We start from the raw sequence: 20569 nt of genomic DNA on the forward strand, positions 1-20569 counted from the left end.
AAAGAAAGATTACCAATGCCCAAACGTACCGACCTAAAATCCATCTTAATCATTGGTGCCGGCCCGATTGTTATCGGCCAAGCCTGCGAGTTCGACTATTCCGGCGCACAAGCCTGCAAAGCGTTGCGCGAGGAAGGCTATAAAGTTATTCTGGTCAATTCCAACCCTGCCACCATCATGACCGACCCCGATATGGCCGATGTGACCTACATCGAGCCGATTATGTGGCAGACAGTTGAAAAAATCATCGCCAAAGAGCGCCCCGACGCAGTGCTGCCAACCATGGGCGGCCAAACCGCGCTGAACTGCGCGCTGGATTTGGCACGCAACGGCGTTTTGGCAAAATACAATGTCGAGCTGATTGGCGCGACGGAAGACGCGATTGACAAAGCCGAAGACCGTGGCCGTTTTAAAGAAGCGATGGCCAAAATCGGCCTGCATTGCCCGAAATCCTTTGTCTGCCATACCATGAACGAAGCCTTGGCAGCGCAAGAACAAGTAGGATTCCCCACGCTGATTCGCCCTTCCTTTACTATGGGCGGTTCCGGCGGCGGCATCGCGTATAACAAAGACGAATTTCTGGCCATCTGCGAACGCGGCTTCGATGCCTCGCCCACGCACGAATTGCTGATTGAACAATCTGTTTTAGGTTGGAAAGAATATGAAATGGAGGTGGTGCGCGATAAAAACGACAACTGCATCATCATCTGTTCGATTGAAAACTTCGACCCGATGGGCGTGCATACCGGCGATTCGATTACCGTCGCCCCCGCCCAAACGCTGACCGATAAAGAATACCAAATCATGCGCAACGCCTCGCTGGCCGTCTTGCGCGAAATCGGAGTCGACACCGGCGGCTCGAACGTGCAGTTTGCGGTTAATCCCGCCAACGGCGAAATGATTGTGATTGAGATGAATCCGCGCGTAAGCCGCTCTTCCGCGCTGGCTTCCAAAGCAACCGGTTTCCCGATTGCCAAAGTGGCGGCCAAACTAGCGGTCGGTTTCACGCTCGACGAATTGCGCAACGACATCACCGGCGGCCGCACGCCAGCATCGTTCGAGCCGAGCATTGATTATGTGGTTACCAAAATCCCGCGCTTTGCTTTTGAAAAATTCCCTGCTGCCGACGACCGTTTGACCACACAAATGAAATCGGTCGGTGAAGTGATGGCGATGGGGCGCACCATTCAAGAATCAATGCAAAAAGCCTTGCGCGGTTTGGAAACCGGCTTGTGCGGCTTCAACCCGAAAACCGAAGACAAAGCGGAAATCCGCCGCGAGCTGGCCAACCCGGGGCCCGACCGCATTCTATTTGTTGCAGATGCCTTCCGCACCGGTTTTACCATTGCTGAAATCCATGAAATCTGCGCCATCGATCCGTGGTTTCTGGCGCAAATCGAAGACATCGTCAAGGAAGAGCAATTCGTTGCAAACAGTAAGTTGGCAGACTTAGACTACGCCGCACTGCGCCGTTTGAAGCGCAAAGGCTTTTCAGACAAGCGTTTGGCTCAACTATTAAGCCTGTCTGAAAAAACCGTGCGCGAACATCGCTATGCGCTCAACCTGCATCCCGTGTATAAACGCGTCGATACCTGTGCTGCCGAGTTCCAATCCGACACAGCCTATCTCTACTCCACCTACGAAGAAGAATGCGAAGCCAGACCGTCTGAGAACAAAAAAGTCATGATTTTGGGTGGCGGCCCGAACCGAATCGGCCAAGGCATCGAATTCGACTACTGCTGCGTTCACGCCTCGCTTGCGCTGCGCGAATCAGGGTTTGAAACCATCATGGTCAACTGTAATCCCGAAACCGTTTCCACCGATTTCGATACCAGCGACCGCCTCTATTTCGAACCGTTGACACTGGAAGACGTGCTGGAAATCGTGCGCACCGAAAATCCGTGGGGTGTTATCGTCCATTACGGCGGCCAAACACCGCTAAAACTAGCCAATGCCTTGGTGGAAAACGGCGTCAACATCATCGGCACCTCAGCCGACAGCATCGATGCCGCGGAAGACCGCGAGCGCTTCCAAAAAGTGCTGAACGACCTAGGCCTGCGCCAACCACCCAACCGCACAGCCCGTGCCGAAGAAGAAGCCTTGATTCTGGCCGAAGAAATCGGCTATCCGCTGGTTGTTCGCCCTTCTTATGTACTCGGCGGCCGCGCGATGCAGGTTGTCCATTCGGCTGAGCAACTAAAAACCTACATGCGTGAAGCCGTGCAGGTTTCCAACGACAGCCCCGTATTGCTCGATTTCTTCCTTAACAATGCAATTGAAGTAGATGTGGATTGCGTTTCAGACGGCAAAGATGTCGTTATCGGCGGCATCATGCAGCACGTCGAACAAGCAGGCATTCACTCCGGCGACTCAGGCTGCTCACTGCCACCCTACTCGTTGAGCCAAGAAATCCAAGACGAAATCCGCCGCCAAACCAAAGCAATGGCTTATGCGTTGAATGTCGTCGGCCTGATGAACGTACAATTCGCCGTGCAAGACGGCGTGGTGTTTGTACTGGAAGTCAACCCACGCGCCAGCCGTACCGTGCCGTTTGTTTCCAAAGCCACTTCCGTGCCTCTGGCCAAAGTCGGTGCACGCGCTATGGCCGGCATCAACTTGAAAGAGCAAGGCGTCGAAAAAGAAGTAATTCCGGATTTTTACGCCGTTAAAGAAGCTGTCTTCCCCTTCATCAAATTCCCCGGAGTCGACACCATCTTAGGACCTGAGATGCGCTCGACCGGCGAAGTGATGGGGGTGGGCAAAACCTTCGGCGAAGCCTATCTGAAAGCCCAGCTCGGTGCCGGAGAACGCATGCCGGCACACGGAAAAATCTTTCTAGCCGTACGCAATGAAGACAAACCGCTGGTCGTACAAACCGCGAAAAACTTCATCAGCCTCGGCTATGAAATCGTCGCCACCCACGGCACAGCCGCCTACCTGAAAGCACAAGGCATTGAAACAGCCGTCATCAACAAAGTGCTGGAAGGCCGGCCACATATTGTCGACGCCATCAAAAACAGCGAAATTGCACTGGTGGTGAACACCGTCAGCAGCGACGTGCGATCTATAACCGACAGCCATTCCATCCGCCGAACCGCCCTAACGGCCCGTGTACCTCAATACACCACCATAGCAGGCGGAGAAGCCATGAGTGAAGGCGTAAAAAGCATGAATGCACTGGGGGTCTACAGCGTTCAAGAATTACACAGTCACTTGAAGCAAAATCCGTAACCGGCTGGATTAATCCAAAATTCTTAACAACCACTCTGACTAAAAAGCCTAATCTCATTTAGAGGTTAGGCTTTTTTATAAATCGCTCCTCATCAATAAAAAACTCAAACAATTTAAATATCCTTCAATAAAACTACGCCTTGTAAATTGAATATTTTTTCAATTTACAAGGCGTAGTTTTATGCCCAAGAATAGCTACTTGAGATACAAATTACCATATATCTAGTCAGAACAGCTCTCTCCAAGAGATCCGACGCACACGAGCAATATCTTTCAACGAATTGATAACCAAATCATAAGACCCACTATCCCCCGTAAAGCTACCTATCCTTTTTTCCGTATCATTTGCTTCCGCTGCATCTCCTGTACGTACATTAAGATAGCTGGCATTCGGAGAAATCAACCCTTTTATCTCAAAGATACCGGCCTGTTTGTCGGTGCTGTTAAACAAACCATCACCATTGGTATCAAACAGAGCAGATTTTGTATATAGCCCACCATCTGTTAAATCAACAGATATTTGACTGGTTGTACCAGAATTTTTACAACTATTAGAGTCAATTACCCTGCGAACTGCCACGAATTCAGCAACTTTCCCTTTACGAATTGAAACACCAGAAGTAACAACCTGACCAGGTAATAGCTTTAATTTCCATCCCTGGTTGGAAGACTGTAACTGATGTTTAGTGATAGACCATGCTGCTGTCTTATCTGTGTTTACCACAGCTTTATCCGTAAGTTGCTCCAATAATCCAGCATCCCCTTGAATGGTTTCACCTTTATCAAAGAATCCATAAGCATAATTTTGTTGTGTAGCGTTCAATCCAGAATCATTAAGATACTGCCCTGTTCCCGCTATCACATAAAGATGGTCATTAACTACTTGGGCATATGGTGCAGCTGTAATCGGCCGGTCTTTTACCGTAGGCTCATAAAGTTTGGATGACTTCCACTCATTCTTAGCTGTATCGTAATCTACTCGCCACAGATTGCCATCTAAATCGCCTGCATACAATTTATCCGGAACACCATCATTATTTTTATCATAAACAAATACCTCACCAACACCCGAAGACCCTAAATCAATTTTCCAATAGTTAGTATCTTTTATCCAAGGAGAAGAAGATGGTTTACTTAAATCTAATACAAAAATATATCCTTTATTAGAAGGCGCGTTGTAACCTCCGCTAATAATAGCAATCGGTTTGCCATCGGAAGCTTTAGCCAAACTGGCTTTGCCCACAGTCAATCCCAAATCAGCATCATCTGCATTAGAAAACTCCCACAGCACATTATTTACCCCTGGCGAGCTCAAATCTGTAACATCCATTGCATAAACCGCTGCACCGCCTCGACCAGCAGTACCGACAAGCACAGATTTAGCCGTAGACCCAAAACACATCTCTTTAGTCACAGGCGTTCCGTCATTCAGATAAGCATGAGTAGCGCCGTCTTTTGCATAATCAGCCAACTTAGGCAATGCGGTAGAAACCATATAGGCCATTTTCTCATTGCCATCTTTATCTAAAATATGCAACATGCCATCATTCGCCGCTGCGGCATAAAAATTATCACGGTTATTGATAGGCCGGGCATAAGTACAGCCTGCTGGCTGTTTATCTGATTTTAAAATAGAACGAACAGTAGGACTTACAATAGTTCCCATGATATTTGTTCGGGTGCGTAAACCTTGTCCTTCCAGACTAGGATCACCTAAAGCATAACGAATAGCGTTGGGGTCATATTGTTTCAAATTATCGGCATTAAAACGTACAATTTTTTTATAATTATCAATTGCATAGACGTTTCGATTGTTAAAATTGCTACCATGAAATACCTTAGTCATCAATGATGCTGCATGCCAAAGCGGGGTATATTCGAAACTATTCGTTGCTTTATTGTAGGTCAATCTATTAGCAACCACGTCTCCTGACAATTTCTGGGCATCAAAAGAAGAACTCAATACAATAGAAGAACCGCCATCCCCTAATTTAATTACTTCGTTCGCTTGAGTTGTCAAACCGATCGACGCCTGAGATGGGTTAGTATAACGATCAGTGCTTTTGAAGGCCTTTTGCAAGGCTGTGATCATATTATCCGGATTATTACCCAATGCAAAATTGCGAGGCATTCCTTTAGGGAAATTCCTTGCATCACTGCTACTACCCTCTGCATCATCCGTCCATTGTGAGCGATCTACTATATTTGTTACAAATTTCCCATTCACATAATTATCAAATCCGCCATATTTGGCAGCCAAATAATAGCTATTCCCACCATTTGCTTTCGAATTACCACCCTCCAGCACATCAATCATAAAGTTATTGCCGTATTGCTCGCCGGGTAAATCCGAACGGATGTCATGAGTGCGTGCCCAATAAGCCAAACCGGCCATACCCGCAGGGGATTTCTGGCTCCCCCTATTATTACTCCATGTTGAAGAACCGAGCTGCTCCATATCCAGTACCTTTTCTAAAGCAGCTTGGGTAGGAATATCATCTATGGGTGTCGATGTGGGGCTCGTTCCGGAATAAGAAAAATTCGGCAAATTAAAATCTTGGTGAGTATTGGTATCACCGATAAAAATAATCGTATTCTGTCGGCATTGTGGCTCTAAGCTGCCTTCAGAAAAGCCGCTTTTCAAAGGATCATCCCAATCATAAATGGCGGGGAAACCATCTTTCATTGCTGGGGTAATTGAAGAGGGTTGATATACCGGCCCTTTATTGCGCAAATAACGCAAAGCAGTATAATAAAGCTCAGACGCAGGATCCTCGGTTTTATAGCCAGATGAGTCTCCGAATTTATTCAGATAATTGATTGCTCCGCTATTTCCTTCTGGGGCCTTTTCCGGATTAGGTTCAATCTGCCCTGTCTTAGAATCCCATTCAGGACTTGAGACGCTTTGAGAGGATTTTTCCGGTTGTATCAAATATTTCATCTTACTACGTAATACACCGCCATCCACTGAACTATCAGCAGTATTAAGATAACCGAAAGTTGCAACGCGCATGCCGTTCCGTGCATACTTCTGCAATAACCCTTCGGGTTTAGAATGACCTCCATCATAAGCTTGGCAAGATTCTTCCAATCCTTGAAACGAATCGCATACTTTGACCACCACAGGTAAAAAATGGTTAGGGAGACTACCGCCCGCATTTTTTGCATCAATAAGCTTCTGGACATAAGTTCTTGTAGTGGCATCACCAATTCCACTGATACTTGTAGGAATTGCCGACATATCTAGATAAGCATAGTAATTGGGCTTACCTTCTAACTTCAATTTACGAACAGGAATAGTAGAAAACCCCATATTTAAGAAATAGATATTATTATCTTCAAAAGAGGCATTCGCGTTAACGGGAATATTCGTATATTCCCCAATACCGCCTATTTCTTTAAAACCGGCAGCTCTGGGCAAACCTTTTCCATTCAACCCTGCGATGACATCGGCAGCCAACAAATTGACATAATTTGTCGGTAAGAATTTCTTAATAACATCCAAATTACCTTCAACTCGAATACCGCGAACCCGCATCAGATCACTTAAACGACCATTTTGATTGTATACAACTTTTGCACGACGCAGAAAAGTTTCGGATGCCGTATCGCCTTGTCGATAATTTGATTCCGTAGATTCGATGCCTAATGCCCGATTGCCACCTGTCATTGCCTGACGGAAAACATCCAATGCCGACATGGTCAACCAGTTCATCACGCTTCCACTGAACTCATTCAAACCATTACACATGCCAGAAAACGTTGCATCTGAGGTTGCCTTTGAAGACGGTGTAAAGTAACCGTTAGTTGCATCTCCTACAAAACGATAACATTTGGTATTGTCAAAATAGCCTTTATACGATTCTTTAAAATCCTGAGCAGATACTCTTAACATTGATTTACCATCAATAAGATATTTAGAATCGGAATAGGCGGGGCCTGCCGTAGGATATTCTACGGATAGAGCCAAAACAACGTTGGGGGCATATTTTATAGAGACACCGGCTAACGGGCTTTGATCTATTGAGATTGATCCCGATGAGGCCAATTCAGAAGACATCATTAAAATAGATGCTGTAAGAATACTTAAAGGCACATTGTGTGCCATTTTTCTATATTTTGATGACATATTCATTTCCCCTGAAATGTCTGATAATTAGGATATTTAAAGTGTTGGATGTATATAAATCTTTTCTATACTAGCAGCCTTTTGATTTTAATCCTAGAAACTTTATATAAAATCACAATACATAAAGTTAAAATTTCAGCACCTGCGCAACATTCCATAAGCATACATTCATAATATTCTTACCGCCCTTATGATATTTATGAAAATGATAAAACGCATAACCCGCTGTTTCAGGCAGCGGGTTATGCGTTTTTCGGTTTTGAGTATTTGAGAAAAGGGAATTATCAGCTGATAGGCATCCTCCAAAACGCAGATCGGTTGAAATAAGGGAATAACAGATGTTTAAGTGTTTAATGGCTCCCAGTGGATGACTGGGGAGTGTTTTTATTATACAAGAACGATAATAATTATCAATATATAAACTTGACAAAATTACTATGCTTTTAAATAAACAATTGATATATATGGGAATATAAATAATTACAATTAAGTGATAGCTTCTTTGTATGCAGCAGATTGGCCGGATTTAAGCAATATATCAATACATTAGCAAATTCAGTATAATTCCTCCGTTATAGTCAAGAAGCCGCCAACCGGCAGCTCTGTTTTGACTCCCTATTCTATGCCTGGAAAAAACATGCAAAAAACCTACGAAACCGTTGTGCGCGATTTGCTCTCAGTTAATCATCTTTCTCCCGAAAGTTTGGCGGCAAACCTTAGTGTCATCGGTGCCAATCAAGTGGACTACGCCGATATTTACTGCCAGCGCACTGCTTTTGAAAGCTGGCATCTGGAAGAAGGTATTGTGAAATCGGGCAGCTTCCAGATTGATCAAGGTGTGGGAGTGAGAGCCGTTTCAGGTGAAAAAACGGCTTTTGCCTATGCAGATGGTTTAAATTCAGAAAGTATCGCTCGTTCGGCAAATGCCGTTCGAGCCATCGGTGCGACAGGAGGCCATGGGCAAACGCGGGTTCTTACGCCTACTTACGAAAAACCTGTACACGAAGCTGTTAATCCGATACATAGTTTGGACTCGGCATTGAAAGTGGCCTTATTGAATAAAATCGAAACGCTGGCTAAAGCTGCTGATCCGCGCATTGTACAGGTTATGGCGGGCTTAACTTGCGAATACGATATGATTTATATTGCCCGTTTGGATGGCAAACATGCCGCTGATATCCGCCCTTTGGTACGGTTGAGCGTATCCGTTATTGCCAAGCAAGGCGAGCGACGAGAAATGGGCAGCTCCGGCGGTGGCGGACGTTTTGATTTGGCTCACTTCGATGACGAACTGATTCGTCGTTATGTCGATACTGCGGTACAACAGGCTTTGGTTAATTTGGAAGCTCGGGCTGCTCCGGCAGGCGCTATGAAAGTGGTGCTCGGCAGCGGCTGGCCTGGCGTGTTGTTGCACGAAGCGGTCGGGCACGGCTTGGAAGGTGATTTTAATCGTAAAAAAACCAGCGCGTTTTCCGGCAGAATTGGCGAACGAGTTGCAGCCAAAGGCGTTAATGTGATTGACCAAGGTGATATTACGAATAGGCGAGGCTCGCTGAATATCGACGATGAAGGCAACCAAACTCAGCGTAATATTTTGATTGAAGACGGCATTTTGGTTGGCTATCTGCAAGACGAAACCAATGCCCGCCTGATGGGTGTGCCGGTTACCGGCAATGGTCGCAGGGAAAGCTATTCCGCTGCGCCTATGCCACGTATGACAAACACATTCATGGAAAATGGCTCTTACCACCCTGAAGAAATCATTGCTTCGCTGGATAAAGGCATTTACGCCGTTAATTTTGGCGGCGGTCAAGTAGACATCACCAGCGGCAAATTCGTATTCAGCGCTTCGGAAGCTTGGTGGGTGGAAAACGGCAAACTGCAATATCCGGTTAAAGGCGCCACCATTATCGGCAACGGCCCTGAAGTTTTGAAACACGTGAGCATGATAGGTAATGATATGGCATTAGATACCGGTATCGGCGTGTGCGGCAAAGAAGGCCAGAGCGTACCGGTAGGCGTCGGCCAGCCAACGTTACGAATTGATGCCGGCCTAACGGTAGGCGGCAGCGAAATCTAGCGCAAATTTGTGGCCGCTTCTCTCTATAAAGATAAAGCCTAACCGCCATGACAAATTAAAAGGTGGTTAGGCTTTTTTACGGATAAGAGTGAAATGATTCCGACCATTTTTTAAATGCCTGTCTGAAATATTTTCAGACAGGCATTCATCATTCAAAATCCTCTTAATCGAAGCGGATAATATACTTCAACTCCCCTCCCGATGAACGCGTGCCTACACGGGCCACGGCTTGCAGGGAACGAGAGAGCTGGTAAATCAGCTTGACCGACTGGCTGGCACTAGTAATGCCGTAATCGTAGCCCAAATACAGCTCGCTGGTCAGCTGCTTGCCGAAAGTGAGGATTTGTTCGGCGGGGTTCAATTCGCCTGTTTGCGCATTGCGGGTGCGCTGGCTGGTTAAGCCGAAATTATCAACCAAGCCGATTTTGTCGTTGACCTTACCGGCAAGGAAGGCGCCGGCGGCAGTGGCCAAGGCGGCTTCATCACTGTCATTGCCGCTGCTGGCCCGATTGAGAATTAGCCAGGAAAGTTTGTCTTTCTCGCTCATCGCTTCGTCTGCCACTAAGCTCACACGTGGTTTACTAAGACTGCCGAGCACTTCCACCCCTGCACCAACCGGCGATAAATTGCGGGTGGCACGGATATTGAGATTAGGGTCGTCCAACGGGCCGACGAAAGAAATCTTGCCTTTGGTAATATTCAAATCCTGCCCGTAGGCTTTGTATTTGCCTTTTACCACATTGACCGTGCCCACGCCCTGCACACTTTCACCCGGCTTGGCGATCAACACCAGCTGGCCACCCAGCGTCACATCCAACCCTTCCCCGCTGAAGCGGAAACGGTCGTTCAAATCCAGAGTCAGATTCATGTTAACCGGCGTAGCGGCTGCGGCTTTTTCCTTCGTTTCCCCAACCACCACCACATCATCATCCAAAGAAGGCATGCTGGAATCTTGAAAACCAAAATGACCATTATCGGCTTTCAACAGACCTGTCAGAGTAACGCCAGAAGCATTGTTATACAAAAGCTTGGTATTGCCGCTAATGGTCAGACGCCGGTTTGGTTTATCCAATATCTGATATTGATTGAATACCGCAGTTATATCCACATCAGGCGCACTGTTGGCGGCTAAACTGATATCGCCGCTGAGCGTGGCCGTACCGCCGCGGCGGAAAGACAAGCTGTCTATCTGCCAGCGCTGACCAGAGAGGCGCGAACGCAACGTGCCGTTGTCTAAAATAACGCCTTGCGAGTGGTTGCGGTAATAAAGCCCGTCGCCGTTAAGGGTTCCGTTGAATTGCGGCTCGCCTAGCCTGCCTGAAATCAATGCTTCGCCAATCAAACGGCCTTTAAGCACTTGACCGACCGGCATCAAATGGCGGAAGGCTTCCAAATCTGGCGCATTCAAGCTGATTTTGCCGTTAATCGGAGCCTGCGTAATTACGTTGCCGAAATTCTGACTGATGGCCAGATTGCCGGCGATATTGCCATATCGGGTTGTTCCCTGCACTATGTTGTCAATCCGTCCGTTTTGAAAACGGGTTTGCAATACCAACGTACTCAATCCCAATGCCTGCTTACGATACGGAATGATAATGTCGCCGCTCTGGCGCCGCACATTGATATAGCCGCGCATATTTTGTGCGTAAACCACATCCCAGTCGCCGCTCAACACCAGATTATGTTCGACCGGCGGCGTGTAGAAATTGTGCAGCTGGGCCATATTCAGATTATCAGCGCTGCCTTTGGTGGTAATACCTTGTTTTTTATCCCAAATGAAATTCTGAAGATTAAGGCTGCCGCCCATAGCGCTCCATCTGGCGGCGCTTAAACTGACGCGTTCGGCACCTGCCTCCAGATTAAGACGGTTTTGTAACTTAAGATTGAAAGCGCCATTAATATCAAGTGCATCGACATAGCCTTTCCATTGATTCTTCTCGTTTAAACCGCCATCGGCGGAAAGCAGCAGATGGTAGGGTTTACCATCGAGTCGCATACTGCCGTTGCCTTTGATGCTATGGTTTTTTCCAGTGCCGTTTACCGTCAATTGCACATTATCAATACGAGTCGGCTCTTTTTCGCCCGGAATTACAATTTGCTTACCGTCGGCCTTGATGTTAAAAGGGCGATTGATGTCAGGCGACCCTTTTACTTGGAAATCCAAGTGATTAATCTGCACGGCTTTCTGAATGCGCAGATTTTCCGCGCGACCGGCTATATCGGCTTCCAACCGCTTCGGATCGCCTGCTAGCGTTCCTTTTGCCACTAGCAACCCACCCATGCCGAAACCAAAGCGAGCCAAATCAGGTGCGTTCACATCCAGCGTCAGCCGGTCGCCCTGTTTGCCGAAGCTGCCGTTGGCAAACAAACGATTGCTTCCCAATTGAATATTCGATGCGATTTTACTTAAATGGTTTTTATCATATATCACATCGGCCTTGCCACTAAGCACAACATTGGATAGCATGCTCTGGCCGAAATGCAGATTGCCCGCAATATAGTTTTCAGACAGCCTGCCGTTAACTTTGAAATCTCCGTTAATACTGCCGGCAGGCAAGTCGGCATACAGACGGGCGGGGTTGAAATTCTTACTGGTCAGTTCAAACGCCAGATTCTGCTTATCGAATAATGCTAAATTACCTTTACCGCTGATTTCGCCGCCGTTTTCAGGTTTAATGCTAAGGCTTTTCAAATCCACGCTGCGCTGGCCGTTTTTTACGTCAGAGACCAGCGCTACTTCACCCTGAGCCGCGGTTTTACCTACGGTTAAATCAAGCAATGCCTGCGGATTACTATAATCGCCGCGCAGTTTCAGCTTGCCGTTAATCGGCTCGGCAAAGCTTTGTTTAATGAGGTCGGCCAGCACCACTTGCTGAATATCGGCATCCAGATTAAACGTTTGTTTCTCGGTATCCGTATTACCGGAGAATACAAACTTGCCTTTTTTCAACAATTCGGCATCCGCATTCTCCAACAACAACACACCATGCTGATTAACGGTAAAATCGGCTAACAAGGAACGAACCGGTATACCGCCCGCATCGGCCTCCGCCGCACTCCGGTTGGCCAAATCAATCGAACCTTCCAATGCGATACCGTTTAGATCGGAAGGCACGACGGTTGCATCAAAATCAAAATGCGCTTGCGGCGCGCTGGCAAAGAAGGCCTGTGGGTTGATGTTTTCGCCTTTCACTTGCACATTGTTGATGATTTCGTCCAACCCTTTGCCAAACGGGCTGATATGTGTGTTGACAGTCAATTTGATGTCATTTGCCCGAGCACCTGATTCAGCCGTATCTTGTTTGCCGACCACCGTTCTCATATCGGTATCCAAATTGATGGATTTGAGGCTGCCGTTAATCAGAATGCGGTTTTTAATGGCGATATTTTCAAGCGCACCTTCGCTGTGAATACTGCCATTTAAAGCGAAAGGCGATGCAGTTGCCAGTTTGATTGAACCGACGGCATCACTCCATGGGCTTTTCAACGACAAGATATTCAACGCATGCTGCTTATGATCGTAAAGATAGCTGAGCTGTACCTGACGCACTAAAACAGTTTTATTTTTGCCGCTGGTAATTTGACCGGTTTCCAAACTATCGATGGCAGCTTCAATCGGCAAACTAACGCTTCCCGGCATTTTAGTTTCGGTTTTTGGCGTAGGCGGCGTAGGTTTGCCTTGAATATGGATATCACCTGCGGCCAAGCGGCGGATGTGCAGTTTTTTATCTCGCAATTCGCCCGGCTGCCAATCGAATACAAAACTGGTGATGTCGATGTCGGCGCCGGTGGTTTCCACACGCCAGCCTTCGCCGCTAAAACCTTTGATCAGCGTGCCTTTCAGTGTTTTAGAAGTAATATTGACGCCGAACCAAGCGGGAATTTTATAAAGACCGAAGCGTAGCCCGGATTCGGTTGCCACCAACCAGGTAATGACGCCGCCCAGAACCAAAACTGCCAGCACGAAAAACAACAAAATGGCTTTCAACCATTTTTTACCGCGCTTTTTCGGCGCAGGCGGTTTTTCAGACAGGCTTTGATTCAAAGAAGAAGGATTTGGGGCTTGGATTTCTTGCGTCATTAGAAACGGGTTCCTAAACTGATATGCCAGCGAATTTTTTTATCTTGGTGGCCGTAGGCAATGTCAAACGAGAACGGAGCAACCGGGCTGAACCAGCGCACGCCCACGCCGGTGCCGTGTTTCAGGCCCATTGACTTGAAGTTTTTCGCCGTATCGCCCATATCATGGAACACGGCAGCGGCAAAATCTTTGCCGATCGGATATTGGTATTCAAAACTGGCCACCGCCAGCGCCCGCTCGGGCAACACCGAACCGTTAGGGCCGGCCAGACCGATGCTGTCGAGTTCATAACCGCGCACCGAGCCTGAACCACCGGTACGGAATTGCAGCGAAGAAGGCACGTCTTTATCCTCTTTCGCATAAACATAACCAACCTGCCCGCGCAAAACGAAGGTGCCGTATTTTTTCTCCTCCGGCGTAAAATAATAGCCGGCAGAAGCCACCGCGCGCTGCACGGAAGTGGAGGAAAACAAGCCGCCCAATGTGGTGCCGATTTTGCCATCGAGATAATAGCCGTTGGCCGGACGCAGCAATGTTTCGATATTCTGGCGTTTCCAAGAAGCCGTAACCATGGTTACGGCGCTGCGGCCCAAATCGTAATCCGTATCGGGCACCTTTCGGCTTTCCGTGATGTACTCCACACCTAGGCGCGACTCAATGTTATTGCGATCACGCACATACCATACGCCCGAGCTTAAGCTGTTCTTTTCAAGGTTTTGGGTTGTAGATCGGTTATATGCGAGGTTGGTCGTCCAGTATTTGCCTTGGCTGTTGCGCGGCTGGCTGATACCTGCCGCCAACGTGGTTTCGTATTTATCGTAATCAAACACGGTGGAACCGGTATAGCCGTGGTTGAACAGGTTGTAATGATCGTAACCCACTTTAAAGCCGGGGCCGTATTCCGAATCGTAGCGCAAACCCATTTCCAGTTTCTGCCGTTTAACCTCGCTTACGTTTACCTTAACCGGCACATGATCGTCTTTCATGTTGTCAAAATCTGGATAAACCGACGCGCCGGAATAATGGCTGTCTTGCTCAAGCGCCTGTTGGTAATCAAGCAGCTTGCCCAAATCATACGGGCTGCCCGGGCTGAATTGCGCCAAGCCGCGCACCACGCTTTCAGGATAACGTTTTGTTCCGCTAACATCGATTTCGCCAAAATAAACCGGCTGTTTACTGTCGACTTCGATACTCAGATCCGCTTTATTGGTATTCGGATTAATCAAAGCTTCCGTTTTGGCAAGCTGCGCCAGCGGGTATTTTTTACGCGTTACGGCGGCCAAAGCCGCACTTTTGCTACTACTCCAATCCGATTGGTCAAACGGCGCGCCGACCGGTAATGCCCAGTTGGCCAAGGCATTTTTATAATACACACCCAATTCGTTATCAGACACCACACTGCCGGTAAGCGAAACGTGCACGTTATCAATCTTGGTTTGCGGCCCTTCCACTACATTGACACGATAGCCGTTGCCCTGCGGCGATACGTTAACCTTGCCGTTGAAATAACCTTTGGTTTTCAACATGGTTTGCACATCATTCGGCGCGTCTTCCACCAGAAAACCCACCTGCTCCTGATCCAACACCTCTTGCTGCTGCTCGGTAATCAGCGGCAGATGCTCTTCCAGCATTTGCTTGACTTCTTCATTATCGGTATGGATTTCCACCGGATATTTCGGATCCAGCTTCTTATTTTTCGTACCCGAAGATTCGTCGCTACTGGCTACCGGTATGGCGACATAATCCGATGCCTTCGGCTCGGCAAGGGTTTCTGCATAGGCTTGACGGCAGGATAATGCCAATAAGGTAAGGGTAAGGGCGGTGTGCGGTTTCATGAATCTTGATCTGGTTACAGGCCGTTTCGGCGCATTATCTTACGGAAGAGCATGAATTCTAACATTATTTCAATACTCTGTTGACATACAGTCTATATCACAAACAGAACATGCCTGTCTGAAAATGGATTTCCACTTATCTGCCGAACGGTTCTGAAGCACGTTGAAAGCAAGATAAGTAATGTTAACATATTGATTTAAAATTATCCCGATTCATTCATATTATTATGATTCTAAAATGAAATTATCGGGTATTATGGTCGTTAAGATGCGAATTTTAAATGCCTGTCTGAAATCTTTCAGACAGGCATTCTCGGTTAAGCCGGTTGGCAAACGCAAAATGCGCTTATTCGGTAACGGTATGAAGAATCAATTTTTCCGCATTGGCCAGTGAATTTTCCACATCGCTAAACTGAATGTTGCTGCCGCCGATAAAAGCACGGGTATCATTATAAACCACTTTCACCACACCATCGGTTTCGGTAATCAAAACACGCATAGGCAGCCGCAAGGCAAATTCGGGATCTTTTATCATCAAGGGCGTACCGGCTTTGGGCGCACCGAAAATAATCACTTTGGCGGGCTGCATTTGCAAGCCGTTTTTCCGAGCGGCGGCTTGATGGTCGATAATCGTGAAAATCGTCATCCCTTTGGCACGCATGGTGCTTTCCAAACGGTTGACGGTATCATCAAAGCTGTATTTGCTGTTAACAGTATGAGTCGGTTTCATGGTTTGCTGGCTTTCACTTGAGGCTTGCTCGGCTGCATGACGGTGATGCGGCATCTGGGCGCAAGCAGCCAAAGTCGTTGCAATCAATAGGGGGAGAAGTCGTTTCATATTTTTATCCTTGATTTACGGTTAAGCAGAATTAGTGGATACCTTTATCAAGCAAATCTTGGTAACCGCCTCGATTGATAACATGAGTATAGCCGAGTTTTTTCAAAGTTTGCAGCGCCACTTCCGAACGGCGGCCGCTACGGCAGTATAGATTGAGCGGGGCATTTTTATCAGGGCTAATGCGGCTGATTTCAGAAGCGATTCGATCAACAGGAATATTCTGCGCGCCCTCAATATGCCCTTGCTGAAATTCTTCCGGCGATCTTACATCTATCCAAAGGCCTTGGGCTTTCTTGACAGCTTGCACGGAGTGGCTGCCCACCTGCTGCGACTGGGCCGCTTGGGCTGCCGCCGGAGTCATCAACGACGCAATAGTCAAAATGCCTAGTAAATATGGTTTCACGCTCTGTTTCCTTGTTTTAACTGAATAAACGGACTTTACGGACTTTTCAAGCAGCAGTTTAACGGCGAGCTGCTTAAAAAAGCAAACCTGATTAGCATGTTTTAATCACATCAAAGCGGCTTGGCCGCACTTTTCAGACAAGCATATCAATATGCCGCTTGCTTTACGGATAATGATGTTTTATTTACAATGCCACCTCAACCTTAACATTCAGGCACGGCTATCGGCAGCGTGCCTCCATCGTGCCCGCTGGCACATCATCAATATTGAAGGAGCGGTTATGGCTACCGGAAATCCTGTTATCGATGCGGTCAACCGCGTCAGCCTGGTCAAGCAAATTATCATCGGTTTGTTGTTTGGTATTTTTTTGGGTTATCTGACCAATAAAGATGTAGGTGTTCTGCCTGATTCGGCTGTGCCCATACTATCGATTCTCGGCAGCATGTTTGTCGGCGCACTCAAAGCCGTTGCACCGATTTTGGTATTCGTTTTGGTTACGGCTGCCATCGCAAGCCATCAGAAAGGCCGGGAAGCACATGTAAAGCCGATTTTAGTGCTTTATTTGATTGGCACGTTCAGCGCAGCTTTGGTTGCGATTGTCGCCAGCTTCATGTTTCCAAGCGAACTGATATTGGCTCAAAAAGAAGTTTCAACCGCCCCTCCGGCCGGTATCGGCGAAGTATTGAAAACCCTGTTGCTGAATCTGGTAGCCAACCCGATTAGCGCCATTGCCGATGCCAACTACATCGGCATCTTGATGTGGGCGCTGCTGTTGGGTTTTGCCCTGCGGCACGCCGTAGAGAGCACCCGCATTTTAATCGCCGATTTAGCCGCCGCCATTTCCAAAATCGTCGGCTGGGTTATCCGGTTTGCACCGCTGGGCATTTTCGGCTTGGTAGCTGAAATGGTGGCCACATCCGGCGTCAAAGGGCTGATCAGCTATCTGCATGTATTGGCCGTATTGGTTTTGTGCATGTTGTTTGTTACCTTTGTCGTCAACCCGGTGATTGTCTGGTGGAAAATCCGCAGCAATCCTTTCCCTCTGGTATTAACCTGCCTACGCGAAAGCGGTATCACAGCTTTCTTTACCCGCTCATCGGCTGCCAACATTCCTGTTAATATGGCTTTGTGCAAAAAGCTGAATCTTCACGAAGACACTTATTCAGTATCCATTCCCTTGGGAGCCACCATCAATATGGCCGGCGCAGCCATTACCATTACCGTGCTGTCTCTTGCCGCTGCTCACACCCAAAACGTTCAGATTGACTTTATGACCGCACTACTACTCAGCCTGACCGCAACCATCAGCGCTTGCGGCGCTTCCGGCGTAGCGGGCGGTTCGCTGTTACTGATTCCACTGGCATGCAACCTTTTGGGTATTTCCAACGACGTTGCAATGCAAGTGGTCGGCGTTGGATTTACCATCGGCGTCATACAAGACTCGTGCGAAACTGCGCTTAATTCTTCTACCGACGTTCTCTTTACCGCCGCTGCCGACATTGGCCGCCAACGTACCGGGCACCTCTAAGCCCCTCTTATTTAGCTTTTCCGCCTTCATTTGAAAAACAATAATGCCTGTCTGAAAACCATTTTTCAGACAGGCATTATTGTTAGTAGGCAAGATATCAGGAAATCGTGATAACACAGTGTAGAATATAAATTACATAGTTACTCTTATCTCACTACCACCAACAGCATCATTCCAACTTAATTCTCTTCCAATTCAAACGGCCTTTCGCCAAATTAAAAAGCAGCACAGCCCGCCAATGATAAAACGCCCCTAGGGCAAGCAGCATAATAAAAGCAACCTACCAAGCTTGAACCACCCGCTCCGCTTCCGCCAAGCGCTCCACCGTACCAACATCAAGCCAAAGCCCCGCCAGAGCTTCGCCCGTTACCGCCATATTAGCCATTGCACCACGCAACAATGGTGCCAGTTTGGCAGGCTGACGAGCCACCGTATGCTCAAACAATTTCGGGTCATACACGCCAATTCCGCTAAACGTCATCCGCTGCCCTTCCGCTGCTTCAGAAAACACGTCTCCACTTTCAAGTAAAGAAAAATCCCCTTTCGAATTATGCACAGGATTAGGCACCAGCCAAAGATGAGCCAGCTTACCCGTTTGGCGCAGCCGATCCGCTTGCGCAATAGCAACGGAAAAATCCATATCCGTCAACACATCACCGTTCACCACCAAAAAAGGCGAGTTGCCCAAAAGCGGTAACGCCGTTGCAATCCCACCGGCCGTCTCCAGCCCTTGCGCCCCCTCAGGCGAATAAGCAATCGACACACCATATGCCGAACCATCTTCTAACGCTTCCTCAATCTGGCTACCCAACCAAGCATGGTTGATGACGACCTCCGTAATACCGGCGGCACGCAAACGGCGTAAATGCCAGCCAATCAACGGCTCACGCCCCACTTTCAACAAAGGTTTCGGCATACTGTCGGTCAGCGGACGCATCCGCTCCCCTCTTCCTGCCGCCAAAATCATCGCTTTCATAATCATTTCCGCATCAACCAAACCGCCCGATTTTACCGCAAACCCTACCCAAGTTAAAAATATTTGACAAACCACTATCGGCTGACTAAAATGCGCAAATTATTTGGGTCGTTAGCTCAGCTGGTAGAGCAGCGGACTTTTAATCCGTTGGTCGAGCGTTCGAATCGCTCACGACCCACCAAGTTTTCTTTGCCTAAACAATTGTTTAGGCCTTTTCTTTTTTGATTTTTCACTTCGTCTAAATTTGAGTGTGACCAATTTGTGACTAAATCAACATCAATTTCATCCAATAAAGCAGCATGATTCTGCAAGTGATCAGGCGCCAAATGAGCGTATTTCTGTACCATTTCAACGCTCTCCCAACCGCCCATTTCTTTTAATGCCAGCAGTGGCACACCTCTTTGAACCAACCAACTCGCCCATGTATGACGCAGATCATGCCAACGAAAATCATGAATGCCAGCTTGTTCTAACGCCTTCTTCCAAATACGCGAGCTGATGCTTTTTACCGGCCCACCTTTGGAATGTACAAAAACAAATTGTTTGTGCTTCCCCATCTGCTTTGAAAGTACATCAATCGCCGTTTGATTTAAAGCAACGCCAATAGCATGTCCTGCTTTAGCTTCATCAGGATAAATCCATGCTACCTTTCTGTTTAAATCTACCTGCTCCCACTTCAAAGCAAGCACGTTCCGTTGACGCAAACCCGTAGACAAGCTAAAAACAGCCATTACTGCCAAATATTCCGGCAAAACCTCAATCAGCTTTTCCGCTTCTTCCGGTCTGAGCCAGCGAATACGCCGTTTAGGTTCACGGTATGCCGAAATCTTCGGTGCGGTATCTAACCACCTCCACTCATCACGGGCTTTGTTTAAAATAGCTCGAATCAAGGCAATATAACGGTTTTTGGTACTATTGCCGCAACCCAGTCTATTAACGACCGACATAATAAAATCTCGGGTCATATGATGCAGATAAACACCGCGCAATTTACCTAACTGCCGTAAACGGCTTATATCGTCATCAATGCTTTTTTTCTCGGCACTCATCTCCTCTATCCATCGGACGGCCGCTTCATCCCACAGCCGTTTCGGTTTCTCACCCATTTGCTCTTGTTGCCACAACTCATATTTTAGTTTGTCGTGCAACCTTTGGGCTTCCTGCTTGTCTTTCGTGCCAGCAGATTGTCTAATTCTGCGACCGCTTTTGAGCCGGATATCAATCTGGAAATATCCATTTTTTCGTTTATAGATTGGCATTTTTGTTCACTCCTGTGTTCGAGTGATGCCTGCACGGCATCATTTTCAAGATGGTTCAAAAATACGTCAAGGGCAGATTGGGTAATGCAGTATTTCCGTCCCGGTTTAGATGCAACCAATACCCCTTGCCGGATATATTGCCGGATGGTTTCCGGGTGGCATTGGCAATATTTAGCAGCGGCATTCACGTCATAGGTTTTCATCAGGTT

Annotated in this window: 10 protein-coding genes, 1 tRNA gene and 1 pseudogene; 4 read left to right on the forward strand and 8 right to left on the reverse strand. The window is 47.5% G+C overall.

Annotation, left to right across the window (positions count from 1 at the left end):
* Nucleotides 1-15: 15 nt before the first annotated feature.
* Nucleotides 16-3231: a carbamoyl-phosphate synthase large subunit gene (carB, locus tag Q4A84_RS08265; RefSeq protein ID WP_303088456.1), complete on the forward strand. Its 3216-nt coding sequence runs from the start codon at nucleotides 16-18 to the stop codon at nucleotides 3229-3231.
* Nucleotides 3232-3457: 226 nt separating this feature from the next.
* Here carB and Q4A84_RS08270 read toward each other — a convergent pair whose 3' ends face one another.
* Complete coding sequence (locus tag Q4A84_RS08270; protein ID WP_303088457.1) at nucleotides 3458-7360, reverse strand: pilus assembly protein; 3903 nt, start codon at nucleotides 7358-7360, stop codon at nucleotides 3458-3460.
* A gap of 637 nt (nucleotides 7361-7997) precedes the next feature.
* Between Q4A84_RS08270 and tldD the strand changes: the two genes are divergently transcribed.
* Nucleotides 7998-9440: a metalloprotease TldD gene (tldD, locus tag Q4A84_RS08275; RefSeq protein ID WP_303088458.1), complete on the forward strand. Its 1443-nt coding sequence runs from the start codon at nucleotides 7998-8000 to the stop codon at nucleotides 9438-9440.
* Between the two features lie 163 nt (nucleotides 9441-9603).
* Here the strand turns inward: tldD and Q4A84_RS08280 are convergent, their stop codons facing one another.
* The 4 genes from Q4A84_RS08280 to Q4A84_RS08295 all read right to left on the reverse strand — a co-directional run bounded on the left by Q4A84_RS08280 (nucleotide 9604) and on the right by Q4A84_RS08295 (nucleotide 16573).
* Complete coding sequence (locus Q4A84_RS08280; protein ID WP_303088459.1) at nucleotides 9604-13521, reverse strand: translocation/assembly module TamB domain-containing protein; 3918 nt, start codon at nucleotides 13519-13521, stop codon at nucleotides 9604-9606.
* Nucleotides 13521-15356 (reverse strand): autotransporter assembly complex family protein, encoded by a 1836-nt coding sequence (locus tag Q4A84_RS08285; protein WP_303088460.1) that lies wholly within the window; start codon nucleotides 15354-15356, stop codon nucleotides 13521-13523. Before Q4A84_RS08285 ends, Q4A84_RS08280 begins: the two co-directional genes overlap by 1 nt.
* 346 nt (nucleotides 15357-15702) lie before the next feature.
* Complete coding sequence (locus Q4A84_RS08290) at nucleotides 15703-16194, reverse strand: DUF302 domain-containing protein (protein ID WP_303088461.1); 492 nt, start codon at nucleotides 16192-16194, stop codon at nucleotides 15703-15705.
* 31 nt (nucleotides 16195-16225) lie between these two features.
* On the reverse strand, nucleotides 16226-16573 hold the full coding sequence (locus Q4A84_RS08295) for a rhodanese-like domain-containing protein (protein ID WP_303088498.1): 348 nt from the start codon (nucleotides 16571-16573) through the stop codon (nucleotides 16226-16228).
* Between the two features lie 304 nt (nucleotides 16574-16877).
* Here Q4A84_RS08295 and sstT point away from each other — a divergent pair, with 304 nt between their 5' ends.
* Nucleotides 16878-18125, forward strand: a complete 1248-nt coding sequence (gene sstT / locus Q4A84_RS08300) for a serine/threonine transporter SstT (protein WP_303088499.1) — start codon at nucleotides 16878-16880, stop codon at nucleotides 18123-18125.
* Nucleotides 18126-18405: 280 nt separating this feature from the next.
* On the opposite strand, the gene murU is transcribed toward sstT, so the two are convergent.
* On the reverse strand, nucleotides 18406-19101 hold the full coding sequence (gene murU, locus Q4A84_RS08305) for an N-acetylmuramate alpha-1-phosphate uridylyltransferase MurU (RefSeq protein ID WP_303088462.1): 696 nt from the start codon (nucleotides 19099-19101) through the stop codon (nucleotides 18406-18408).
* A gap of 105 nt (nucleotides 19102-19206) precedes the next feature.
* On the opposite strand from murU, the gene Q4A84_RS08310 reads away from it, so the two are divergent.
* A tRNA-Lys gene (locus Q4A84_RS08310) sits at nucleotides 19207-19282 on the forward strand.
* Here the strand turns inward: Q4A84_RS08310 and Q4A84_RS08315 are convergent.
* Nucleotides 19270-20324, reverse strand: a pseudogene (locus Q4A84_RS08315) (tyrosine-type recombinase/integrase). The gene Q4A84_RS08310 and the pseudogene Q4A84_RS08315 overlap by 13 nt on opposite strands.
* Nucleotides 20234-20563: a helix-turn-helix domain-containing protein gene (locus Q4A84_RS08320; protein ID WP_303088463.1), complete on the reverse strand. Its 330-nt coding sequence runs from the start codon at nucleotides 20561-20563 to the stop codon at nucleotides 20234-20236. Before Q4A84_RS08320 ends, Q4A84_RS08315 begins: the two are co-directional and overlap by 91 nt.
* Nucleotides 20564-20569: the final 6 nt, after the last annotated feature.

The organism is Neisseria sp., from assembly GCF_030527965.1.
In the GTDB taxonomy this organism is placed as follows: Bacteria; Pseudomonadota; Gammaproteobacteria; order Burkholderiales; family Neisseriaceae; genus Neisseria.

Excerpts from the sequence above, each read along its gene's own strand:
- carB (WP_303088456.1), top strand. The coding sequence starts at position 16 with ATGCCCAAACGTACCGACCTAAAATCCATCTTAATCATTGGTGCCGGC.
- Q4A84_RS08270 (WP_303088457.1), bottom strand. The coding sequence starts at position 7,360 with ATGTCATCAAAATATAGAAAAATGGCACACAATGTGCCTTTAAGTATT.
- tldD (WP_303088458.1), top strand. The coding sequence starts at position 7,998 with ATGCAAAAAACCTACGAAACCGTTGTGCGCGATTTGCTCTCAGTTAAT.
- Q4A84_RS08280 (WP_303088459.1), bottom strand. The coding sequence starts at position 13,521 with ATGACGCAAGAAATCCAAGCCCCAAATCCTTCTTCTTTGAATCAAAGC.
- Q4A84_RS08285 (WP_303088460.1), bottom strand. The coding sequence starts at position 15,356 with ATGAAACCGCACACCGCCCTTACCCTTACCTTATTGGCATTATCCTGC.
- Q4A84_RS08290 (WP_303088461.1), bottom strand. The coding sequence starts at position 16,194 with ATGAAACGACTTCTCCCCCTATTGATTGCAACGACTTTGGCTGCTTGC.
- sstT (WP_303088499.1), top strand. The coding sequence starts at position 16,878 with ATGGCTACCGGAAATCCTGTTATCGATGCGGTCAACCGCGTCAGCCTG.
- murU (WP_303088462.1), bottom strand. The coding sequence starts at position 19,101 with ATGAAAGCGATGATTTTGGCGGCAGGAAGAGGGGAGCGGATGCGTCCG.
- Q4A84_RS08320 (WP_303088463.1), bottom strand. The coding sequence starts at position 20,563 with ATGAAAACCTATGACGTGAATGCCGCTGCTAAATATTGCCAATGCCAC.